Genomic DNA, 17034 nt, shown 5'->3' with positions numbered 1-17034 from the left:
GAGCCCGCAGGACTGCTGTGATGACATCAACAAATCAGTACCCCGATCTGCTCAGCGAAGTACGTGCCTTCCGTGCCCAATACCCTGAGGTGCGCTACATCGACCTGATCTGCCTGGACATTCCCGGCCATTTCTACGGTAAGCGCTACCCCGTGGAGATGGTGGAGAAGGTGGCCGCTGGCAGCCCACTCAAGGTGCCGCAGAACTGCGTGCTGCTGGGCACCCAGGGCGGGCTCTACCCGATCGGTGACTACTGCTTCAACGACGGCGACCCGGATGCCCCGCGCCGCCTGATCCCCGGCACCCTCAAGCCGGTGCGCTGGGAGAAGGAGCCACTGGGCCAGATGCTGATCAGCTCCGACGGTACCGAGGCGCCGATCGAGTTCGAACCGCGCGAGGTGCTGGCGCGCGTGCTCCAGCGTCTGGAGAAGCGCGGCATCCGCCCGGTGGTGGCCTTCGAGCTGGAGTTCTACCTGTTCGACCGCAAGCTCAAGGACGGTCTGCCGGCTTTCCCGCGCGACCCGCTCTGCGAAGACGAGGACGACCAGCCGAACATGCACATCGAGCGCCTGTCGCGCTTCTCCAACGTGCTGCATGAAATGGTCGAGGCGGCCAATGAGCAGGGTGTGGCGGCCAACGTCATCACCGCCGAGCTGGGACCAGGTCAGTTCGAGATCAACTTCGGCCACTGCGACGACGGCCTCAAGGCCGCCGACTGGGCCGCCCTGTTCTGCCGCAGCACCCGTGGCGTCGCCCTCAAGCACGGCCACCGCGCCAGCTTCATGAGCAAGCCCTACCTGCATGCGCCAGGCAGTGGCATGCACGTCCACGTCAGCCTCTATGACCGCGAAGGCAACAACCTGCTGGCCGGCAATAGTCAGCGTGCGCTACGCCACGCCGTGGCCGGCTGCCTGGATCTGCTGCCGCATTGCATGCCGATCTTCGCCGCCAACCACAATGCCTTCCGCCGCTACGGCGCCATGGTCAACGCCGCCAGCCGCGCCAGCTGGGGCTTCGAAGACCGTGATGCGTGCATCCGCATCCCCGAATCCGACGGCCGCAACCTGCGCATCGAGCACCGCCTGGCCGGCGCCGACGCCAACCCCTACCTGGTGCTGGCCGCCATCCTCACCGGCATGGAGCACGGCCTGGATGCCGGACGCGAGCCCATCGCTTCGCTCAACGAAGATCGTACCAGCGGCATCGAGTTCCCCAAGGACATGCTTACCGCCGTGACGGCCATGCGTAGCCATTCCGTGGTGAACGAGGGGCTCGGCTCGGAGTTCGTGATGGTCTACTGCGAGAACAAGCGCCAGGAGTATCTGGACTTCATGAACGAGGTCAGCGCGCGGGAGTACCGCTGGTACATGTAACCGCCAAACCAATGCGGGGCCGTAGGTTGGGTTCAGCGCAGCGATACCCATCAGTCCGAGTCAGCGATGGGTGTCGCGTTGCTCAACCCATCCCACGCTCATCGCCCGCACGGAGTGATGCCGGCCCCAACGTTTGGAGCCGGCACGGACAGAACCCCCTCGCCTCTTCAGGGAGAGGGGGCGGGGGAGAGGGCAGCCTCCCCGAATACCCCGATCAAATCTTCCACGAACGCCACCTGCGCCTCGCTCGGCTGCCGGCCGCGATGGCGCGTCAGGTGGAATTGCACGCGAAATCCCGTCTGCTCCGGTAGCAAGGCCTGTAGCCGTCCCGCAGTCTCCCAGGGCGCAGCGATGTGCTCGGGCAGGTAGCCGATATGGGCACCGGAGAGGATGAATGCGAGGCAGCCTTCGACCTGCTCAGTGCGGGCGCTGCTGCTGGCGCTCTGGAAGGGTTCGTGGCTTTCGCCGAAGCGGTAGGGGTGGTGCACGCGGTCGCAGGCGGCCAGATCATCCAGTTCGACCGTTGCACGCCCGAACAGCGGATGCCCAACCCCGCAATACAATTGCTGCTGCTCACTGAACAGCGGCAGGTAGTCCAGCGCCGCCTGGCTGCCGGAGAAGTAGCCGATGGCCAGGTGCAACTGATCCTGCAGCAGACGCCGTTCCAGTTCGGCGGGCATGGCGCTGATCAGCTCGAACTGCACCGCCTGGTTGCGCTGGCGAAATCGCCCGATGGCCGCGCCCAGGCGTTGCAACACCTGATCGTCGAGCGATTCCGACAGGCCGATGCGCAGCTCCCCCAATAGCAGGTCGGCCATGCCTTGTGCCTCGCCCTTGAAGATCTCGATGGCCCCGAACAGTTTGCGCGTGGCGGCCAGCACCTGCTCGCCTTTGGGCGTCAGGCGGAAGCCCGCCTTGCCACGTTCGCACAGGCGAAAACCCAGGCGCGTCTCCAGCTTGGCCATCTGTGTGCTGATGGTGGACTGACCGACGCCCAGTTCGCCCTGGGCCGCACTGAAGCCGCCGCTCTCCGCCACACAGATGAAGATCCGTAACAGTTGCAGGTCAAGGTCATGGAGCTGGCTGAGCATGGTGGCACCAAACATTGATGGCTGTAGATGCCAAAGTAGAACACTTCATATTTATTCAAAGCAAAGGCCGGCGCAGCATGGCTCCACCTGCCAGATACCAGGAGCCCCGCCATGCGTTTTCCCCTGTTGCTTGCCCTGTTCGCCTGCGTGCTGCCCGTGCACGCGGAAGACAAGGTCCTGAACCTCTACAGCTGGTCCGCCTACGTCCCGCCGCAGGCCTTGCAGCGCTTCAAGGACGAGAGCGGCATCGAGGTGAAATACGACATCTTCGACAGCGCCGAAGCGCTGGATGCCAAGCTGCTCACCGGCGGCAGCGGCTACGACGTAGTCTTCCCCGCCAGCAGCGGCCTGGCTCGGGCAATCAAGGCCCAGGCCGTGCAGCCGGTACGGCGCGACCAGTTGAAGCACTTCGCCAACCTCGACCAGGAGCTGCTGGCCAAGTTGGCCACGGTCGACCCGGAAAACCGCTTCGGCGTGCCCTACACCTGGGGCACCGTGGGCCTCGGCATCAACAAGGACGCTGTGACCAAGCGTATCCCCGATGCGCCGCTGAACAGCCTCGACCTGCTGTTCAAGCCGGAATACGCCAGCCGCCTGAGGGACTGTGGCATCGCCGTGATCGACTCGCCGCAGGAGGTGATCAGCATTGCCCTGCATTACCTCGGGGAAGATCCCTACAGCACTGACAAGGCCGATCTCAAAGCCGTGCAGGCGCTGTTCGCCCAGTTGCAGCCGAACGTGCGCTACGTCGGCTCCGGCCGCCACATCAATGACCTGGCCAAGGGTGAGATCTGCCTGGCGCTGACCTACAACGGCGATGCCGCTATCGCAGCCGACCAGGCCCGCGAGGCGAAGATGCCGTTCGAGCTGATCTACCGCATCCCGCGTGAAGGCACGCTGATCTGGTTCGACACCATGGTGATCCCGGCCGATGCCCCGCACCCCGAGGCCGCCCATGCCTTCATCGACTTCATGCTGCGCCCCGAGGCCATTGCCGAACTGACCAACAGCCAGTTCTTCGCCAATGCGAACAAGGCGGCAACCCCGTTGCTCGACCCCGAGGTTTCCGGCGACCCGGACATCTACCCAAGCAAGGTCGTGCGCGACCGTCTGTTCAGCGAGCAGATCCAGTCGTTGAAAGACCAGCGCGCACGCACGCGGATCTGGACCAGTTTCCGTACCCAGTATTGAGCAGCTTTCAATTACCTCGCCCCACCCCACCCTTCGCCCCAGAGGGCGAGTGGAATCAATGGAGACCGATGAGATGGACCACGCCTTCGAAAACGATCAGGCCATCACCCGTGACAGCCTCTACGGCACGGCCGCCGAACCCACCTACGCCGGCATCACCAGCTTCATGCGCCGCCGCTACAGCCGCGACCTGCGCGGCGTCGACCTGGTGGTGAGTGGCGTGCCCTTCGACACCGCCACCACCAACCGCCCCGGCAGCCGCTTCGGGCCGCGTGCGATCCGCGCTGCCTCGGTGCAGATGGCCTGGGCTCGCCATTACCCCTGGGAGTTCGACCCCTTCGACCACCTCGCGGTGATCGATTACGGTGACTGCGCCTTCGACCATGGCACTCCGCAGGCCACCCCGGAAATCATCCAGGCTCATGCCGCGCGCATTCTCGAGTCCGGCGCGGCCATGCTCACCCTGGGCGGCGATCACTTCATCAGCTACCCGCTGCTCAAGGCCCACGCGGCGAAGCACGGCCCGCTGTCGCTGATCCACTTCGACGCCCACAGCGACACCTGGCCGGACGAAGAGGTGAAGCGCATCGACCACGGCACCATGTTCTACCACGCCGCCCGCGAGGGACTGGTGGACCCGGCGCGCTCGGTGCAGATCGGCCTGCGCACCACCAATGACGACGTGATGGGCTTCCAAGTGCTGGATGCGCGCGAAGTGCACCGCCACACCCCTGAGCAGATCGCTGAACGCGTCCGCGCGCGGGTGGGCGACAACCCGGTGTATCTGACCTTCGACATCGACTGCCTGGACCCCGCCTTCGCCCCCGGCACCGGCACGCCAGTGTGCGGCGGCCTCACCAGCCACCAGGCGCTGGAAATCCTCCGCGGGCTGCGTGGCATCAACCTGGTGGGGATGGATGTCGTGGAAGTGGCGCCACCCTACGACAACGCCGAAGTCACCGCCCTGGCCGGCGCGACCCTGGCGATGGAAATGGTGTGCCTGTATGCGGCGCGGCATAAATTGGGGATGAGGTAATCACGCCTTCGTTGGGCTTCGCTGCGCTCAGACCTGCGCGGTCCGCACCAACCTACACACTTCGTAGGTTGGCGCTGAGCTTGCGAAGCCCAACGTGCATCCATCACCACAGCGCCAGGGTGTAGCTGAGAATCAGCCGGTTCTCATCGATATCGCTGCCGAAGTTGCTCCGCGTGCTCGCGTTGCGCCACCTGATCCCGACATTCTTCAGCGGTCCGCTCTGTACCACGTAGGCGATGTCGGTGTTGCGTTCCCATTCCTTGCCGTCACCGGCCGCGCCGCGCAGGTCGACGTTGTCGCCCGACAGGTAGCGGGTCATGAAGGTCAGGCCGGGAATCCCCAGGGCGGCGAAGTTGTAGTCATAGCGCGCCTGCCAGGAGCGTTCGTCTTCGTTGCCGAAGTCATTGATCTGCACCAGGTTCACCAGGTAGGCGTCGGTGCCGTTGATGTAGGCGAAGCCGGTGTCGCCGCTCATCCGCTGATAGCCGAGGCCGAAGGCATGGGCGCCAAAGCTGTAGGTGAACAGCGCGCCGATTGCGGTGTTGTCCACGTTGCTGCCGCCATCGTCGGTGCTGCGTGCCCAGCGCAGGTCGGACTTCAACGCCTGCCCATCGGCAATCGGCAGCAGGTGATTGAGCGTCAGGTAATGCTGCTTGTAGAGGCCGTCGAGCCCGCCATAGTGATAGGCGGTGCCGAGGTTCGGCGTCCACTTGTAGGTGGCGCCGGCGAAGTCGAACTGGTCGGTGGTCTTGGTCGAGCCCAGGGTGATGTTGCGGTTGCCGCCGCTGAAGACGGTCATCTCTTCGTTGTCGGAGGAGTTGCGCTGGTTGATGCGGTCGAAGCGGCCGAGGTCCAGGCTGAGGTTTTCCACCTCCGCCGAATTCAGCCAGGCGCCGCGGAAGGTTTGCGGCAGCAGGCGGCTGTCGTTGTGCAGGGCCACCGGCAACTTGGGCAGCAGGGTGCCGACCTTCAGTGTGCTTTGCGAGGCGCGCAGCTTCGCGGTCAGGCCGAGTTCGCCATATTCGTCCTGGGCACGGTTGGGAACCTCGCGGTCGGACTTGAGTAGTCCGGTGCCGACCCGGTCGGGGCTGGAGTCGAGCTTCAGACCGAGCAGGCCGAGGGCGTCGACGCCCACGCCAACCGGGCCCTCGGTGAAGCCAGACTCATAGCGCAGTAGAAAGCCCTGGGCCCATTCTTCGGCCTTGCTCTGCTTGGCGCCTTGCTGGCGGAAATCACGGTTGAAGTAGAAGTTGCGCAGTTCGAGGCTGGCTTTGGAGTCCTGGATGAACTCCGCGCTGGCAGGGCCGCAGAGGGCCAGGGCAGCGGTGCCGCAGAGGGCGAGAGTGACGGGCTTGCGATCCATAATGGTTCCTCTTCTTGTTGTTGTTCTGTGCACAGCAGTGCCCGCTCCAGCCTGTATTGGCTGAAGTGGGGTGACAGGGGAAAAAGACGCGGGCTCAGAACGAGCCCGCGTTTCACGCTTCAACTCAGGTGAGGCTTTCGCCTCCGATCAGGTTCCGCAGGCCGATGCGTTCTTCCCGGAACAGCCGCGTATCCATCCGCTTCGGTTCGCGCACGATGGGGACGAAATCCATGCGTTCGAGAATGTCCCGCTCGAGGTCCACGCCGGGGGCGATCTCGATCAGCTCCAGCCCTTCGGTGGTCAGGCGGAACACGCAGCGCTCGGTGACGTAGAGCACCGGCTTGCCGGACTTGGCGGCGAGCCGGCCGGCAAAGGTGCGGTGTTCCACCTGGCGCACGAACTTGTGCACCGCGCCGTCCTCGATGATGCGCAGCGCGCCGTCCTCGATGCGAATGTCCTGCGGGCCCGCAGTGAAGGTCCCGACGAAGACAACCGCCTTGGCGTTCTGGCTGATGTTGATGAAGCCACCGGCACCGGCCAGTCGCGAGCCGAACTTGGAGACGTTGAGGTTGCCTTCTGCATCGGCCTGGGCCAAGCCCAGGAAAGCGATGTCCAGACCGCCGCCGTCGTAGAAGTCGAACTGGTAGGGCTGGTCGATCAGCGCGGCGTGGTTGCTCGCTGCGCCGAAGTCCAGGCCGGAGGCCGGCACGCCACCGATCACGCCGGGCTCGGCGGTCAGCGTCAGCAGGTCGATCACGCCTTCCTCGGCGGCCACCGCGGCCACGCCTTCAGGCATGCCGATGCCGAGGTTGACCACAGCACCGGGCGGCAGCTCCAGAGCGGCGCGGCGGGCAATCAGCTTGCGCAGGTCCAGCGGCATCGGCGCCAGGCTGTCGGTGGGCACCTGCACCTCGGCGGCGAAGGCCGGGTTGTAAGTGGTGGCGAAGGTCTGCTGGTGGTTTTCCGCGCGAGCCACCACCACACAGTCGACCAGGATGCCGGGCACTTTCACCTCTCGCGGGTTGAGCGAGCCGCGCGCTACGACGCGTTCCACCTGTGCAATGACCAGACCGCCCGAATTGCGCGCGGCCATGGCGATGGCCAGGCTCTCGATGGTCAGTGCCTCGCGCTCCATGGAAAGGTTTCCGTCCTCGTCCGCGCTGGTAGCGCGGATCACTCCGACGTTGATCGGGAAGGTCTTGTAGAACAGGTAGTCCTCACCATCGATGGGCATGCGCCGCACCAGATCGTCGGTGGTCCGCTCATTGAGCTTGCCACCGCCGAATGCAGGGTCGACGAAGGTGCCCAGGCCCACCTTGGACAGCTGCCCCGGCTTGCCCGCGGCAATGTCGCGGAACAGCTGCGAGATCACGCCCTGTGGCAGGTTGTAGGCCTCGATGCGGTTCTCCACCGCCAGCTTCTGCAGCCCCGGCACCAGGCCCCAATGGCCGCCGATCACCCGGCGCACCAGGCCTTCGTGGGCCAGATGGTTGAGGCCACGGCCTTTGCCGTCGCCCTGGCCTGCGGCATACACCAGGGTCAGGCCCTGCGGCGCCTGCTCGGCCTGGAAACGCTGCTCCAGGGCGATGGCGATCTCCTCGGCGAAACCGATGCCGACGAAGCCGCCGCTGGCCAGGTTGGCGTTATCCGGAATCCGCGCCACCGCCTCGGCGGCGCTCATCACTTTGCTCATGGTTTACCTCGAGCGGATTGATCTGGGGATGAAGGCTCTGCTTGTCCTGGGGGGGCGATTCCAATCGCTAGGGGCTGCGCAGCCGCCCCATAAGGATCACAAGGGCAGCCCTTCGGCCTGCTTAGCGAATGAATGTGCCCCCACAAAGCCACAAAGCCACAAAGCTGATCAGAAACTCCCGAACAGGCTGCCCAGGGTGATCACCACGGTGAGTGCCATCAGCGGGAAGATCACGGTGTTCATGAAGATGAATTTGTACGAGTCGCGGTGGGTCAGCTTGCAAATGGCCAGCAGCGAGATCACCGCACCGTTGTGCGGCAGGGTGTCCATGCAGCCGGAGGCCATCGCGGCGACGCGGTGCAGCAGTTCGGGGCTGATGCCGGCAGCGTTGGCCATCGCCAGGTATTGCGCGCCCAGGGTCTTGAGGGCGATGGACATGCCGCCCGAGGCCGAACCAGTGATGCCGGCGAGGATGTTCACCGCTACGGCTTCGGACACCAGCGGGTTGCCCGGCACGCTCAGCACCAGGTCGCGGATCACCACGAAGCCGGCCAGGGAGGCGATCACCGAGCCGTAACCCACTTCGGAGGCGGTGTTGAGGATCGGCAGCATGGAGCCGAAGGTGCCGTCGTTGACGCTCTGCTTGAGGTCGACCCAGCGCTTCCAGTGCAGGCCGACCAGCAACAGCACGGCTGCCGCCAGGGCAACGATGATCGACCAGATACCGATCAGCGACTTGGCGTCCTGCAAGCCACCGAACTCGGGCTTGGCCAGGTAGCTGGTGTCGACGGCGGGCAGCACTTGCTTGGCCATCACGAAGTTCAACGCGATCACCAGCAGAATTGGCAGCAGGGCGATCCAGAAGCCGGTATTCGGCACCCCGGTCAGCTCCAGGGTGTCGTCCTTGTGGCTTCCGTAGCCCTCGCCGGCAGCCATCAGTTGCCGCGCTTGGGCGCTCAGCCACCAGCTGCCGAGGCCGAGCATCATCAGGCCGCCGATCAGCCCGAGGATCGGCGCGGCGAAGGCGTCGGTGCCGAAGAACGGGCTGGGGATGGCGTTCTGGATCGCCGGGGTGCCGGGCAATGCGGTCATGGTGAAGGTGAAGGCGCCTAGGGCAATGGCGCCCGGCAGCAGACGCTTGGGAATGCCCGCCTCGCGGAATAGCGCGGTACCGATCGGGTAGACCGCGAAGGCCACCACGAACAGCGAGACGCCGCCGTAGGTCAGCAGGCCGCAGGCCAGGACGATGGCAAGGATGGCCCGCTCGCGGCCCAGCTTGGTGACGATGCCTTGGGCAATGGCGCGGGCCGAGCCGGAGTCGTCCATCAACTTGCCGAAGATGGCACCGAGCAGGAACAGCGGGAAGAACTGGATCAGGTAGCCGCCCAGGGCTTTCATGAAGACCTGGGTGTAGGTCGGCAGCATCAATGCAACGTCACCGGCGAAAAGCACGGCAAGCAGGGCCAGCAACGGGGCGAGGATCAGGACGTTGATGCCGCGGTAGGCGAGGTACATCAACAGCGCAAGCGAAATCAGGATACCTAGGGTGCCCATGGGGACTTCCTTCTTGTTGTTGTTTTCAGCCGCGTCGAGGCGGCCTGTTCAGCGGCCGCGCAATTCAGGCAGGTCGGCGGCTATGCAGGCATAACAGCGAAAGCTGTGCCAAGACGGATTACGACTTTGGTCGTAGAGGAGGAAAGGGCTCTGGATCGAGGGTTGTGGACGAAATTGGCGAATCCCGGTCAAGGCGTGCTAGGGAAATGGGCTGTCCAGAATTCTGGACTGCGTCCAATTGGATGGACACATGTCCATGTTTCTGGACAAATCCAGCAACCTTCATTGTTTTTCATGTGGGGGCGAATTCATTCGCAAAGCAGGCCATAGGCCTGCACTTTTGGTCCTTCAGGGGCTGCTCTGGGGCCCTTTGCGAATGAATTCGCACCCACACCTATCAAAGGCCATGCACCTGCAACTTGTTGTACAGGCTCGCCCGGGCGATCCCCAGGCGTTCGGCGGCCTGGGTGCGGTTGCCATTGCATGCGGCGAGCGCAGCGAGGATCGCCTGGCGCTCGGCGGCAGCAAGGCTTTCGGACAAAGGCCGGACCTCACGGGGCGGCTCTACGGGAGTGGCCAGGGCTGCTGCTGGCGCGCTTGCAGCAGGCACCGGGTCCACCAGCAGCGGGCGGATGGCGCGGGTGCCCAGCGGGCCGCTATCGCTGCTCATCTGCGCCCGTTCCAGCAGGTTGCGCAGCTCGCGCACATTGCCCGGCCAGGGCTGGGCCTGGAGGAGTTGCAGGGCGTCGTCGGCTAGCTCCAGCGGCGGCTGGCTGGAGCGGTTGGCGATGTCGTCCAGCAGGTGCTCGATCAGCGCGGGCAGGTCCTCGCGACGTTCGCGCAGCGGGGGCAGGCGCAGGGTGAGGACGTTGAGGCGGTAGTAGAGGTCTTCGCGGAACTGCCCGGCCGCCACCTTGGCTTCAAGGTCCACGTGGGTGGCGGCGATCACCCGCACGTTCAGCGCCTTCACCTGGTTGGAGCCCAGAGGTTCCACCTCCTGCTCCTGCAACACGCGTAGCATCTTCGCCTGCAGGGGCAGCGGCAGGTCGCCGATCTCATCGAGGAACAGCGTGCCGCCATCGGCCAGCTCGAACTTGCCAGCACGAGCGCGGCGCTCGGCACCGGTGAAGGCGCCCGGAGCGGTGCCGAAGAGTTCGGCTTCCACCAGGGATTCAGGAATCGCCGCCACGTTCACCGCAACGAAAGGCCCGTTGGCGCGCAGCGACAGGTTGTGGATGCCCTGGGCCAGCAGCTCCTTGCCAGTGCCGGTTTCGCCGCGCAGCAGCACCGTGGCGTCGAGCTGCGCGGCGCGGCGTGCCTGGCGTTTCACTTCGCTGGCGGCGGCGCTGGTGCCGATGAACCCTGCGATGGTGTAGCGCGCGCGGCGGGCCTTGGCCAGTTCGCGCTGGGTGGCGGCCAGTTGGGTCTGCAACTGGTTGTACTTGGCCATGAGCGGCTGCAGGTGGCGGGCGCGGTCGAACAGCACGAAGCCCAGTGCGCCGACCAGGGTGCCGTCCGCGTCCCGCAGTGGAATGCGGGTGACCACGAAGTGCTCGTCACCGAAGGCCATCAGGTCGAGCATGCTCGGCTGGCCGCTCTGCACCACCTCGCGCAGGCGGCTGGCCGGCAGCACTTCCTCGATTTCCTTGCCGAGTACGCTGCGCGGGTCCGTGATGCCGACCTTGGCGGCGTACTTGTCGTTGATCCAGACGATGCGCGCCTGGCGGTTCACCGCGATGGTGCCCTCGCACTGGGCATCGAGGTGGTCGAACAGCAGCGGCATCGCCACTTCGCGGAAGCGCTCGGGGGAGACGCCGATGATCAGGCCGTGCTGGTCGAGGTCTTCACTGGCGATGGGCATGGCAGGGGCATCCGGCTGAAACATCAGGCAGCGATTATGGGGGGCTGTCGTAATGAACGCCTAGCCTGTAGGACTGTCGATAGCTGGGCAGATGACCTTTCCCACAAGGAGTGTTCCATGGACCTGATCCGCATCCTCATCGCCATCCTCCTGCCGCCGCTGGGCGTCTTCCTCCAGGTCGGCTTCGGCGGCGCCTTCTGGCTCAACATCCTGTTGACTCTGCTCGGCTACATCCCCGGCATAGTTCACGCCGTGTACATCATCGCCAAGCGCTAGGTGCGGGCCCGACCCGTAGGATGGGTTGAGCCTGCGATACCCATCAATCGAAGCACCCACCATCGATGGGAATCGCTTCGCTCGTCCCATCCTGCGGGCTAATGCTTGCGCACGACGCTAATCCACCATCTTGATCAGGAGGATGCCGGCGGTGACCACGCAGGCCGCGAGGATGCGGCGGATGCCGAAGGGCTCCTTGAACACCAGGCTGGCGATGATGGCGGCGATGATGACGCTGCTCTCGCGCAGGGCCGCGACCTTGGCCACGTTGTCCAGGGTCATGGCGTAAAGCACCAGGCCGTAGGCCACGCAGTAGTTGAAGCCGCCGAACAGCCCGACTTTCCAGTTGGCCTGGGCGAAGCGTAGCACCAGCGGGCCACGGCGCATCCAGGCCACCACCGGGATGGTCATGCTCTGCATCAGCGTCAGGTAGACCACGAACTGCAGCACGTTGTCGGCACGACGCACGCCCTGGGCATCGATCAGGGTGTAGAGCGCCACCCCGGCGCCGGCCAGCGCGGCGCAGCCCAGAGCTTTCAGGGCTCGGGATTCCAGGCGGGTGGAGAGCAGGCTGAGGATGCCAAGTGAGATCAGCACAATGCCCAGCTGCATGGCTCCGGACAGGTGCTCGCCGAACACCAGCCCGGCGCAGAGCGCCACAAGCAGCGGCGGTAGGCCGCGCACCACCGGGTAGACCTGGCCGAAGTCGCCGAACTGGTAGGCACGGATCAGGAGCAGCCGGTACAGGGTATTCACCACCACCGACAGGCCGATCAGGCCCCAGACTACCGGTGGCGGCGGACTTACCAGCGGCAGCAGGGCAATGCTGAAGCAGAAGGCTACGCCGTCCACCAGGGCCATGGAGGAGAGGCGGTCGCTGCCAGCCTTGATCACCGCGTTCCAGGAGGCGTGCATCAGGGCGGAAAGCAGGACCACCAGGGTGGCGAGATCGGTATCCGACAACACGTGAAATCCCCTGCCGCAAGAGGCTGTAAGTGTGGTGCCAAGGGTGCGGGTTCATCGAGACATCATTCAAATCGTTTATCGTTATCCGTCGAATAACTCTCACTGATGGCCTGCCCATGAATCTCTTCCAGCTTCGCGCCTTCGATGCGGTGGTCCGCGAAGGCAGTTTCACCCGTGCGGCCGAGCGGCTATGCATCAGCCAGCCGGCGGTGACCGGGCACATAAAGGCACTGGAAGAGCATTACCAGGTGCGTCTGCTGCGGCGCACCGCCCGGCAGGTGGAGCCGACCGAACTGGGTCGGCGGCTGGCGGCCATCAGCCATGCCCTTTTCGCCCTTGCCGACCAGGCTGAAGACCTGCTGGACAGCAGCCAGGCGCTGGTTTCCGGTCGCCTGGAGCTTGCCGCCGACAGCCCGCACCTGGTCATGCCGCTGCTGGCGCGGATGCGCGAGCGCCATCCCGGCGTGCGCATCAACCTGCGTCTGGGCAACACCCAGGAGACGCTGACCGCGCTGAACGGCGAGCGGGTCGACCTGGCGGTGATCAGCGATATCTCCGAGCGCCCAGGCCTGCTCCTTCAGCCATTGGGAGAGGCGCGCCTGTGCCTGTTGTTGCCAGCCAATCACCCGTGGGTGGGAACGCGGGAGGAGGTGGCGCTGCATGAGCTGCGCAGCGAGGTACTGCTGCAACGCGAGCCGGCCTCGCTGACTCGTCGAACCTTCGAGCGCGCCTGCTTGGACCTGGGCCTGGAACTGCGTGCCGAACTGGAGCTGAACAGCCGCGAGGCGGTGATCGAGGCGGTCGCAGCGGGGCTTGGGGTGAGCATCATCTATTCGCTCGAGGTCCCCCGCGATTCGCGTGTGCGGGCGCTGCCCTTGCAGGGCGAGGGGCTGGTGAGCCGGCATTTCCTGGCGTGCCTGGAGCGCCATGCGGAGCTAAGAGTGGTGCAGGCGTTCTTCGAGGTGGCGGCAGACGCTCACTAATCCAACTCCTCTCCCTGAAGAGGAGACTCGTGTCTGCAAAGCAGGATGTTGCCGGAAGCTCGGAGTGATGCCTTACCACAGGGATCAGCGCCCCTCTCCCGTTGGGAGAGGGGCTGGGGGTGAGGGATGCTCCAAGCCAGCTCGGTGTCCGCCAATGCTGTTCTTCGCTGCATTCAGCGCCAATCTACGACTCCGCAGGCCATACCCTTTCCCCACCTCCCGGCTGTTCCTTCCACGCCTGCAGCGATCGCGTCGGTAGATCGAAATAATCCCGCGTCCGTGCATAGCCATGCCCGCCCATGCGGCCGATGGCATCCAGCCCGAGCTGGTCGATATACAGCGTCTGCGGGTCGATCAGCTCTTCGCGCACGTGGGCCATCAGCACTTCGCCGAGGATGATTTCCCGCGATTGGCCGATGGACAGGCCCATCATGCGCCGACATTCCAGGGCCACAGGCGCTTCCTTGATCCGCGGGCAACCGACGCGGCTGCCGGGGATGGCGGTCAGCCCTGCAGCAATCAGTTCGTCGAAGCCCGGTTCGAAGGGCACGGCGCAGACGTTCATGGCTTCCACCAGCGCATCGCTGACGATGTTCACGGTGAACTCCTGGTTCAGCAGGATGTTACGCGTGGTGTCCTTGGGGCTGAGGTCAGCGTGGTTTTCCACCCCCAAGGCAAGGATCGGCGGGTCGGCGGAGAGGGCGTTGAAGAAGCTGAAGGGCGCGGCATTTGCGCGTCCTTGCGCATCCACCGTGGTGACCAGGGCGATAGGCCGGGGCACCACGCTGCCGATGAGGATCTTGTATTTCTCACGGGGGCCCAGTTGGGCGAAGTCGAAGCTCAGCATGGCGTGTTCTCTTTATTGGCCGGACGCGCTGGCGAGGGTGCAGAGCGGCCGCGCTTCGCTCCAGGCATCGGCGAAGGGGATGGCCGGTTGGAACAGACTGCGCCAGTCGGGTTGGCCGAAGGCGCGCGTGGCGTGGCTCCGCATCAGCGCGTGGAACTGCTGCTGGGCCTGGTGCTGGAGACTCGCGTAGTCGACGCCGTTCACCTGGCCGTCGTGCATCACGCAGCGGCCGTCGATCCAGCTGGCGATGCAGTCGTCGCCACGGCCGGCGAGGATCAGGTTCTTCAGCGGGTCGAACAGCGGGCCGAGGTGCATGCCAGCGAGGCTGAACACGGTGATGTCGGCACGCGCACCCGGCGCCAGGCGGCCGAGGTCGTCGCGACCCAGGGCCTTGGCGCCACCGAGGGTGGCAGCGTTGTAGAAATCGAGGGCGCTGGTGCCCTGGTTGCCGCCTGCCTTGATGCGGGCGATGTTCAGACCCTGGCGCATGTTGTCCAGCAGGTCCGCCGGCCAGGTGTCGGTGCCCAGCGCGAAGTTGATGCCACGGGCACGGTAGCGGCCGAAGGAGTCCAGGGCCTCGCCGTCACGGGCGAACACCACCGGGCAGTGGATCAGGCTGGTGCCGCTGTCGGCGAGGCGCGCCAGGTCGTCGTCGCCTTCGATGTAGATGCCATGGGGCAGCACGCTGCGAGGGCCGAGCAGGTCGAGGTGTTCCAGCCAGGCCAGCGGCGCCAGGCCACGCAGTCGTTTGACCCGCTTCACTTCACCGGGGCCCTGGCAGCAATGCAGGCGCACCGGGGCGGCCAGTTCGCAGCTGAGGGCGGCGGTGCGTTGCAGCAGCGCCGGAGTGCAGGTCTGGATGCGATCGGGCAGCAGGGCGCCACGGATCAGGCCGCCGTGGCTGCCATCGAATTCGCGGAAGAAGCGCTCGGCAGCGTCCAATCCGGCCAAGCCGCGGGGTTCATCCCAGTGCTCGGCCAGGGTGCCGTCGGCGCGCAGGTATTGCATGCCGCTCATGTAGCAAGGGCCGAGGTAGGTGCGCAGACCCAGTTCGGCCGCCACGTCGGCCACGGCGGCGAACTCGTCGAAGGTCTCCGCCCACTCGCGGTAGTACATGGAGGTGATCGGCATGGCCGTGGTGATGCCGTTGCGGATCAGTTGGGTGAAGGCGTAGCGGTACTTGAATACTTCTTCGTCGAAGCTATAGCTCTCACGCGGTCCCGTGGCCAGGTACTCTGCCGACCACATGCGGCCCATGTCGCGCTCGTCGCCGTTGTCGAGGGTGAGCACGGTGGAGTCGAGATCGCCTAGGGCGTCGAGGTCGATGAAACCTGGGCCGAGCAGGGCGTTGCCGTAGTCGATCCACTGGTCGACCGGGCCGGGAAAGCCGCGGCCGACGAAGAGAATGCGCGCGCCTTCGATGACCACCTCGCCATCGCGCCAGAGCACGTGGCGACTGCCGTCGAAGCCGACCACGCAGCTGGCCTTGAGGCCGATGCGGCGCGGCGCGGTCACAGGCGGCTCTCCAGCAGACGGCCCGAATCGGCGACCAGCCGGCCGGCACGGAACACCTGGCGTTGCGGTCGGGCGACGACCGCTTCACCCAGGCTCTGCGCGGGCAGCAGCAGGAAGTCGGCGCGCTGGCCGGGCACAAGGCAATTAACTTCACGACCCAGCGCCATGGCGCCGTGGCTCGAGGCGGCCTCGAAGGCTGCGACCAGTTCTTCGTCCTTGTTCAGGTCGAAGCGGAAGGCCAGAAGCATTGCACGTTCGAGCATGTCGCCGTTGCCCATGGGCGACCAGGCATCGCGGATGCCGTCCGAGCCCAGGCAGAGGTTCACGCCCGCCTCATGCAGGGCGAGGAAGGGTGGCACGGCGCAGTCGGCCGGTGCCGAACTCATCAGGGAGATTCCGAGGGCGGCCAGGCGTTCGGCCAGCGGCCGCACTTGCCCCCAGGGCGCCATCCCTAAGCAGTAGGCGTGGCTGATCATCACCTTGCCCTGACGGGCGAAGCGTTCGGTGTAGTCGGCGATGCGGGCGATCTGCCAGAGGCCGAGTTCGCCTTTGTCGTGCAGGTGAATGTCGACCCCGCGGTCGAACTCGGCAGCGAGACCAAAGACGATGTCGAGCTGGGTGATGGGGTCGTTGTCGATGCCACAGGGGTCGAGACCGCCGACGTTCTCCACGCCCAGGCCGAGGGCTTCACGCATCAGCTCGGCGGTACCAGGGCGGCTGACCAGCCCGGTTTGCGGAAAGACCACCAGCTCCAGGTCGATCAGGTCGTGGTAGCGCGCCTGCAAGGCCTGCATGGCTTCGACATGGCGCAGGCCGAATTCGGGATCGATATCCACATGGCAACGCATGGTCAGCGAGCCGCGGGCGATGCAGTTTTCGAGCAGGGCGCCGGCGCGCTCGGCGATGGGTGCGGTGACCTCGCGTAGTACGCGGCGCTCGTTGGCGATGTAGTCCTTGAGTGTCGGGCCGGCGCTATTGGGGCGCCAGGGTTGACCCCAGAGGGTCTTGTCCAGGTGGATGTGGCTTTCCACCAGGGCAGGGGTCATGAGCCGGCCGGCGCCGTCGATATCGCCGGCTGCACCTGGTCCAGTAGAGGCCGGGCGGCGCTCGACGAGCAGACCGTCACGGATCAGGAAGTCTTCGGCTGCGCCGCCCAAGGGGCGGACGTTGCGCAGCCAGTAGCTATCAGCCATGGGAACCTCTGAAGTAGTGTGGTGGCACGATGTGTTCCCGTAGGAGCGAGCAAGCTCGCGAATGTGCGCGGGCTCTTCGCGAGCAAGCGCGC

14 protein-coding genes are annotated in these 17034 nt (G+C 65.4%); 5 read left to right on the top strand and 9 right to left on the bottom strand.

All coding sequences use genetic code 11. The features are described from left to right. Positions 1-20 precede the first annotated feature (20 nt). A complete protein-coding gene (locus J7302_RS25035; protein WP_215381207.1) occupies positions 21-1373 on the top strand; it encodes a glutamine synthetase family protein in 1353 nt (450 codons plus the stop codon). A 167-nt stretch (positions 1374-1540) separates the two neighbouring features. Here the strand turns inward: J7302_RS25035 and J7302_RS25030 are convergent, their stop codons facing one another. Then, positions 1541-2464 carry a LysR family transcriptional regulator gene (locus J7302_RS25030; protein WP_215381204.1) on the bottom strand — a complete coding sequence of 308 codons (924 nt, stop codon included), beginning with the start codon at positions 2462-2464 and terminating at the stop codon, positions 1541-1543. 111 nt (positions 2465-2575) lie between these two features. Here J7302_RS25030 and J7302_RS25025 point away from each other — a divergent pair, with 111 nt between their 5' ends. Beyond that, positions 2576-3655 (top strand): polyamine ABC transporter substrate-binding protein, encoded by a 1080-nt coding sequence (locus J7302_RS25025; RefSeq protein ID WP_215381201.1) that lies wholly within the window; start codon positions 2576-2578, stop codon positions 3653-3655. Between the two features lie 73 nt (positions 3656-3728). After that, on the top strand, positions 3729-4691 hold the full coding sequence (gene speB / locus J7302_RS25020) for an agmatinase (RefSeq protein WP_215381199.1): 963 nt from the start codon (positions 3729-3731) through the stop codon (positions 4689-4691). 103 nt (positions 4692-4794) lie between these two features. Here speB and J7302_RS25015 read toward each other — a convergent pair whose 3' ends face one another. From J7302_RS25015 to J7302_RS25000, 4 genes are all read right to left on the bottom strand, one after another. Beyond that, positions 4795-6054 carry an OprD family porin gene (locus J7302_RS25015; protein ID WP_215381197.1) on the bottom strand — a complete coding sequence of 420 codons (1260 nt, stop codon included), beginning with the start codon at positions 6052-6054 and terminating at the stop codon, positions 4795-4797. Positions 6055-6178: 124 nt separating this feature from the next. Next, entirely contained in the window at positions 6179-7747 is a 1569-nt protein-coding gene (locus tag J7302_RS25010; protein ID WP_215381194.1) for an acyl CoA:acetate/3-ketoacid CoA transferase, read from the bottom strand. Between the two features lie 168 nt (positions 7748-7915). After that, complete coding sequence (locus J7302_RS25005) at positions 7916-9301, bottom strand: GntP family permease (protein ID WP_215381192.1); 1386 nt, start codon at positions 9299-9301, stop codon at positions 7916-7918. A gap of 397 nt (positions 9302-9698) precedes the next feature. Further along, the gene (locus J7302_RS25000; RefSeq protein ID WP_215381190.1) at positions 9699-11162 is read right to left on the bottom strand and encodes a sigma-54 interaction domain-containing protein; all 1464 of its coding nucleotides are present in this window, start codon (positions 11160-11162) and stop codon (positions 9699-9701) included. 117 nt (positions 11163-11279) lie between these two features. On the opposite strand from J7302_RS25000, the gene J7302_RS24995 reads away from it, so the two are divergent. Further along, positions 11280-11438, top strand: coding sequence for a YqaE/Pmp3 family membrane protein (locus J7302_RS24995; protein ID WP_003084988.1), 159 nt, complete (start codon positions 11280-11282; stop codon positions 11436-11438). Between the two features lie 117 nt (positions 11439-11555). Here J7302_RS24995 and J7302_RS24990 read toward each other — a convergent pair whose 3' ends face one another. Continuing rightward, positions 11556-12404, bottom strand: a complete 849-nt coding sequence (locus J7302_RS24990; RefSeq protein ID WP_349814475.1) for an EamA family transporter — start codon at positions 12402-12404, stop codon at positions 11556-11558. Between the two features lie 116 nt (positions 12405-12520). Here J7302_RS24990 and J7302_RS24985 point away from each other — a divergent pair, with 116 nt between their 5' ends. Beyond that, positions 12521-13387 carry a LysR substrate-binding domain-containing protein gene (locus tag J7302_RS24985; protein WP_215381187.1) on the top strand — a complete coding sequence of 289 codons (867 nt, stop codon included), beginning with the start codon at positions 12521-12523 and terminating at the stop codon, positions 13385-13387. 184 nt (positions 13388-13571) lie between these two features. Here the strand turns inward: J7302_RS24985 and J7302_RS24980 are convergent, their stop codons facing one another. From J7302_RS24980 to J7302_RS24970, 3 genes are read right to left on the bottom strand one after another with little or no spacing between them, the layout of a single operon-like run. Next, on the bottom strand, positions 13572-14234 hold the full coding sequence (locus tag J7302_RS24980) for a flavin reductase family protein (RefSeq protein ID WP_215381184.1): 663 nt from the start codon (positions 14232-14234) through the stop codon (positions 13572-13574). A gap of 12 nt (positions 14235-14246) precedes the next feature. Beyond that, positions 14247-15749 carry an amidohydrolase family protein gene (locus J7302_RS24975; protein ID WP_215381182.1) on the bottom strand — a complete coding sequence of 501 codons (1503 nt, stop codon included), beginning with the start codon at positions 15747-15749 and terminating at the stop codon, positions 14247-14249. Next, entirely contained in the window at positions 15746-16942 is a 1197-nt protein-coding gene (locus J7302_RS24970; RefSeq protein ID WP_215381180.1) for an amidohydrolase family protein, read from the bottom strand. Before J7302_RS24970 ends, J7302_RS24975 begins: the two co-directional genes overlap by 4 nt. Between the last annotated feature and the right edge of the window lie 92 nt (positions 16943-17034).

This window comes from Metapseudomonas boanensis (assembly GCF_018704125.1).
Taxonomy (GTDB): Bacteria; Pseudomonadota; Gammaproteobacteria; order Pseudomonadales; family Pseudomonadaceae; genus Metapseudomonas; species Metapseudomonas boanensis.
This window is presented reverse-complemented; position numbering and strand designations above follow the sequence as displayed.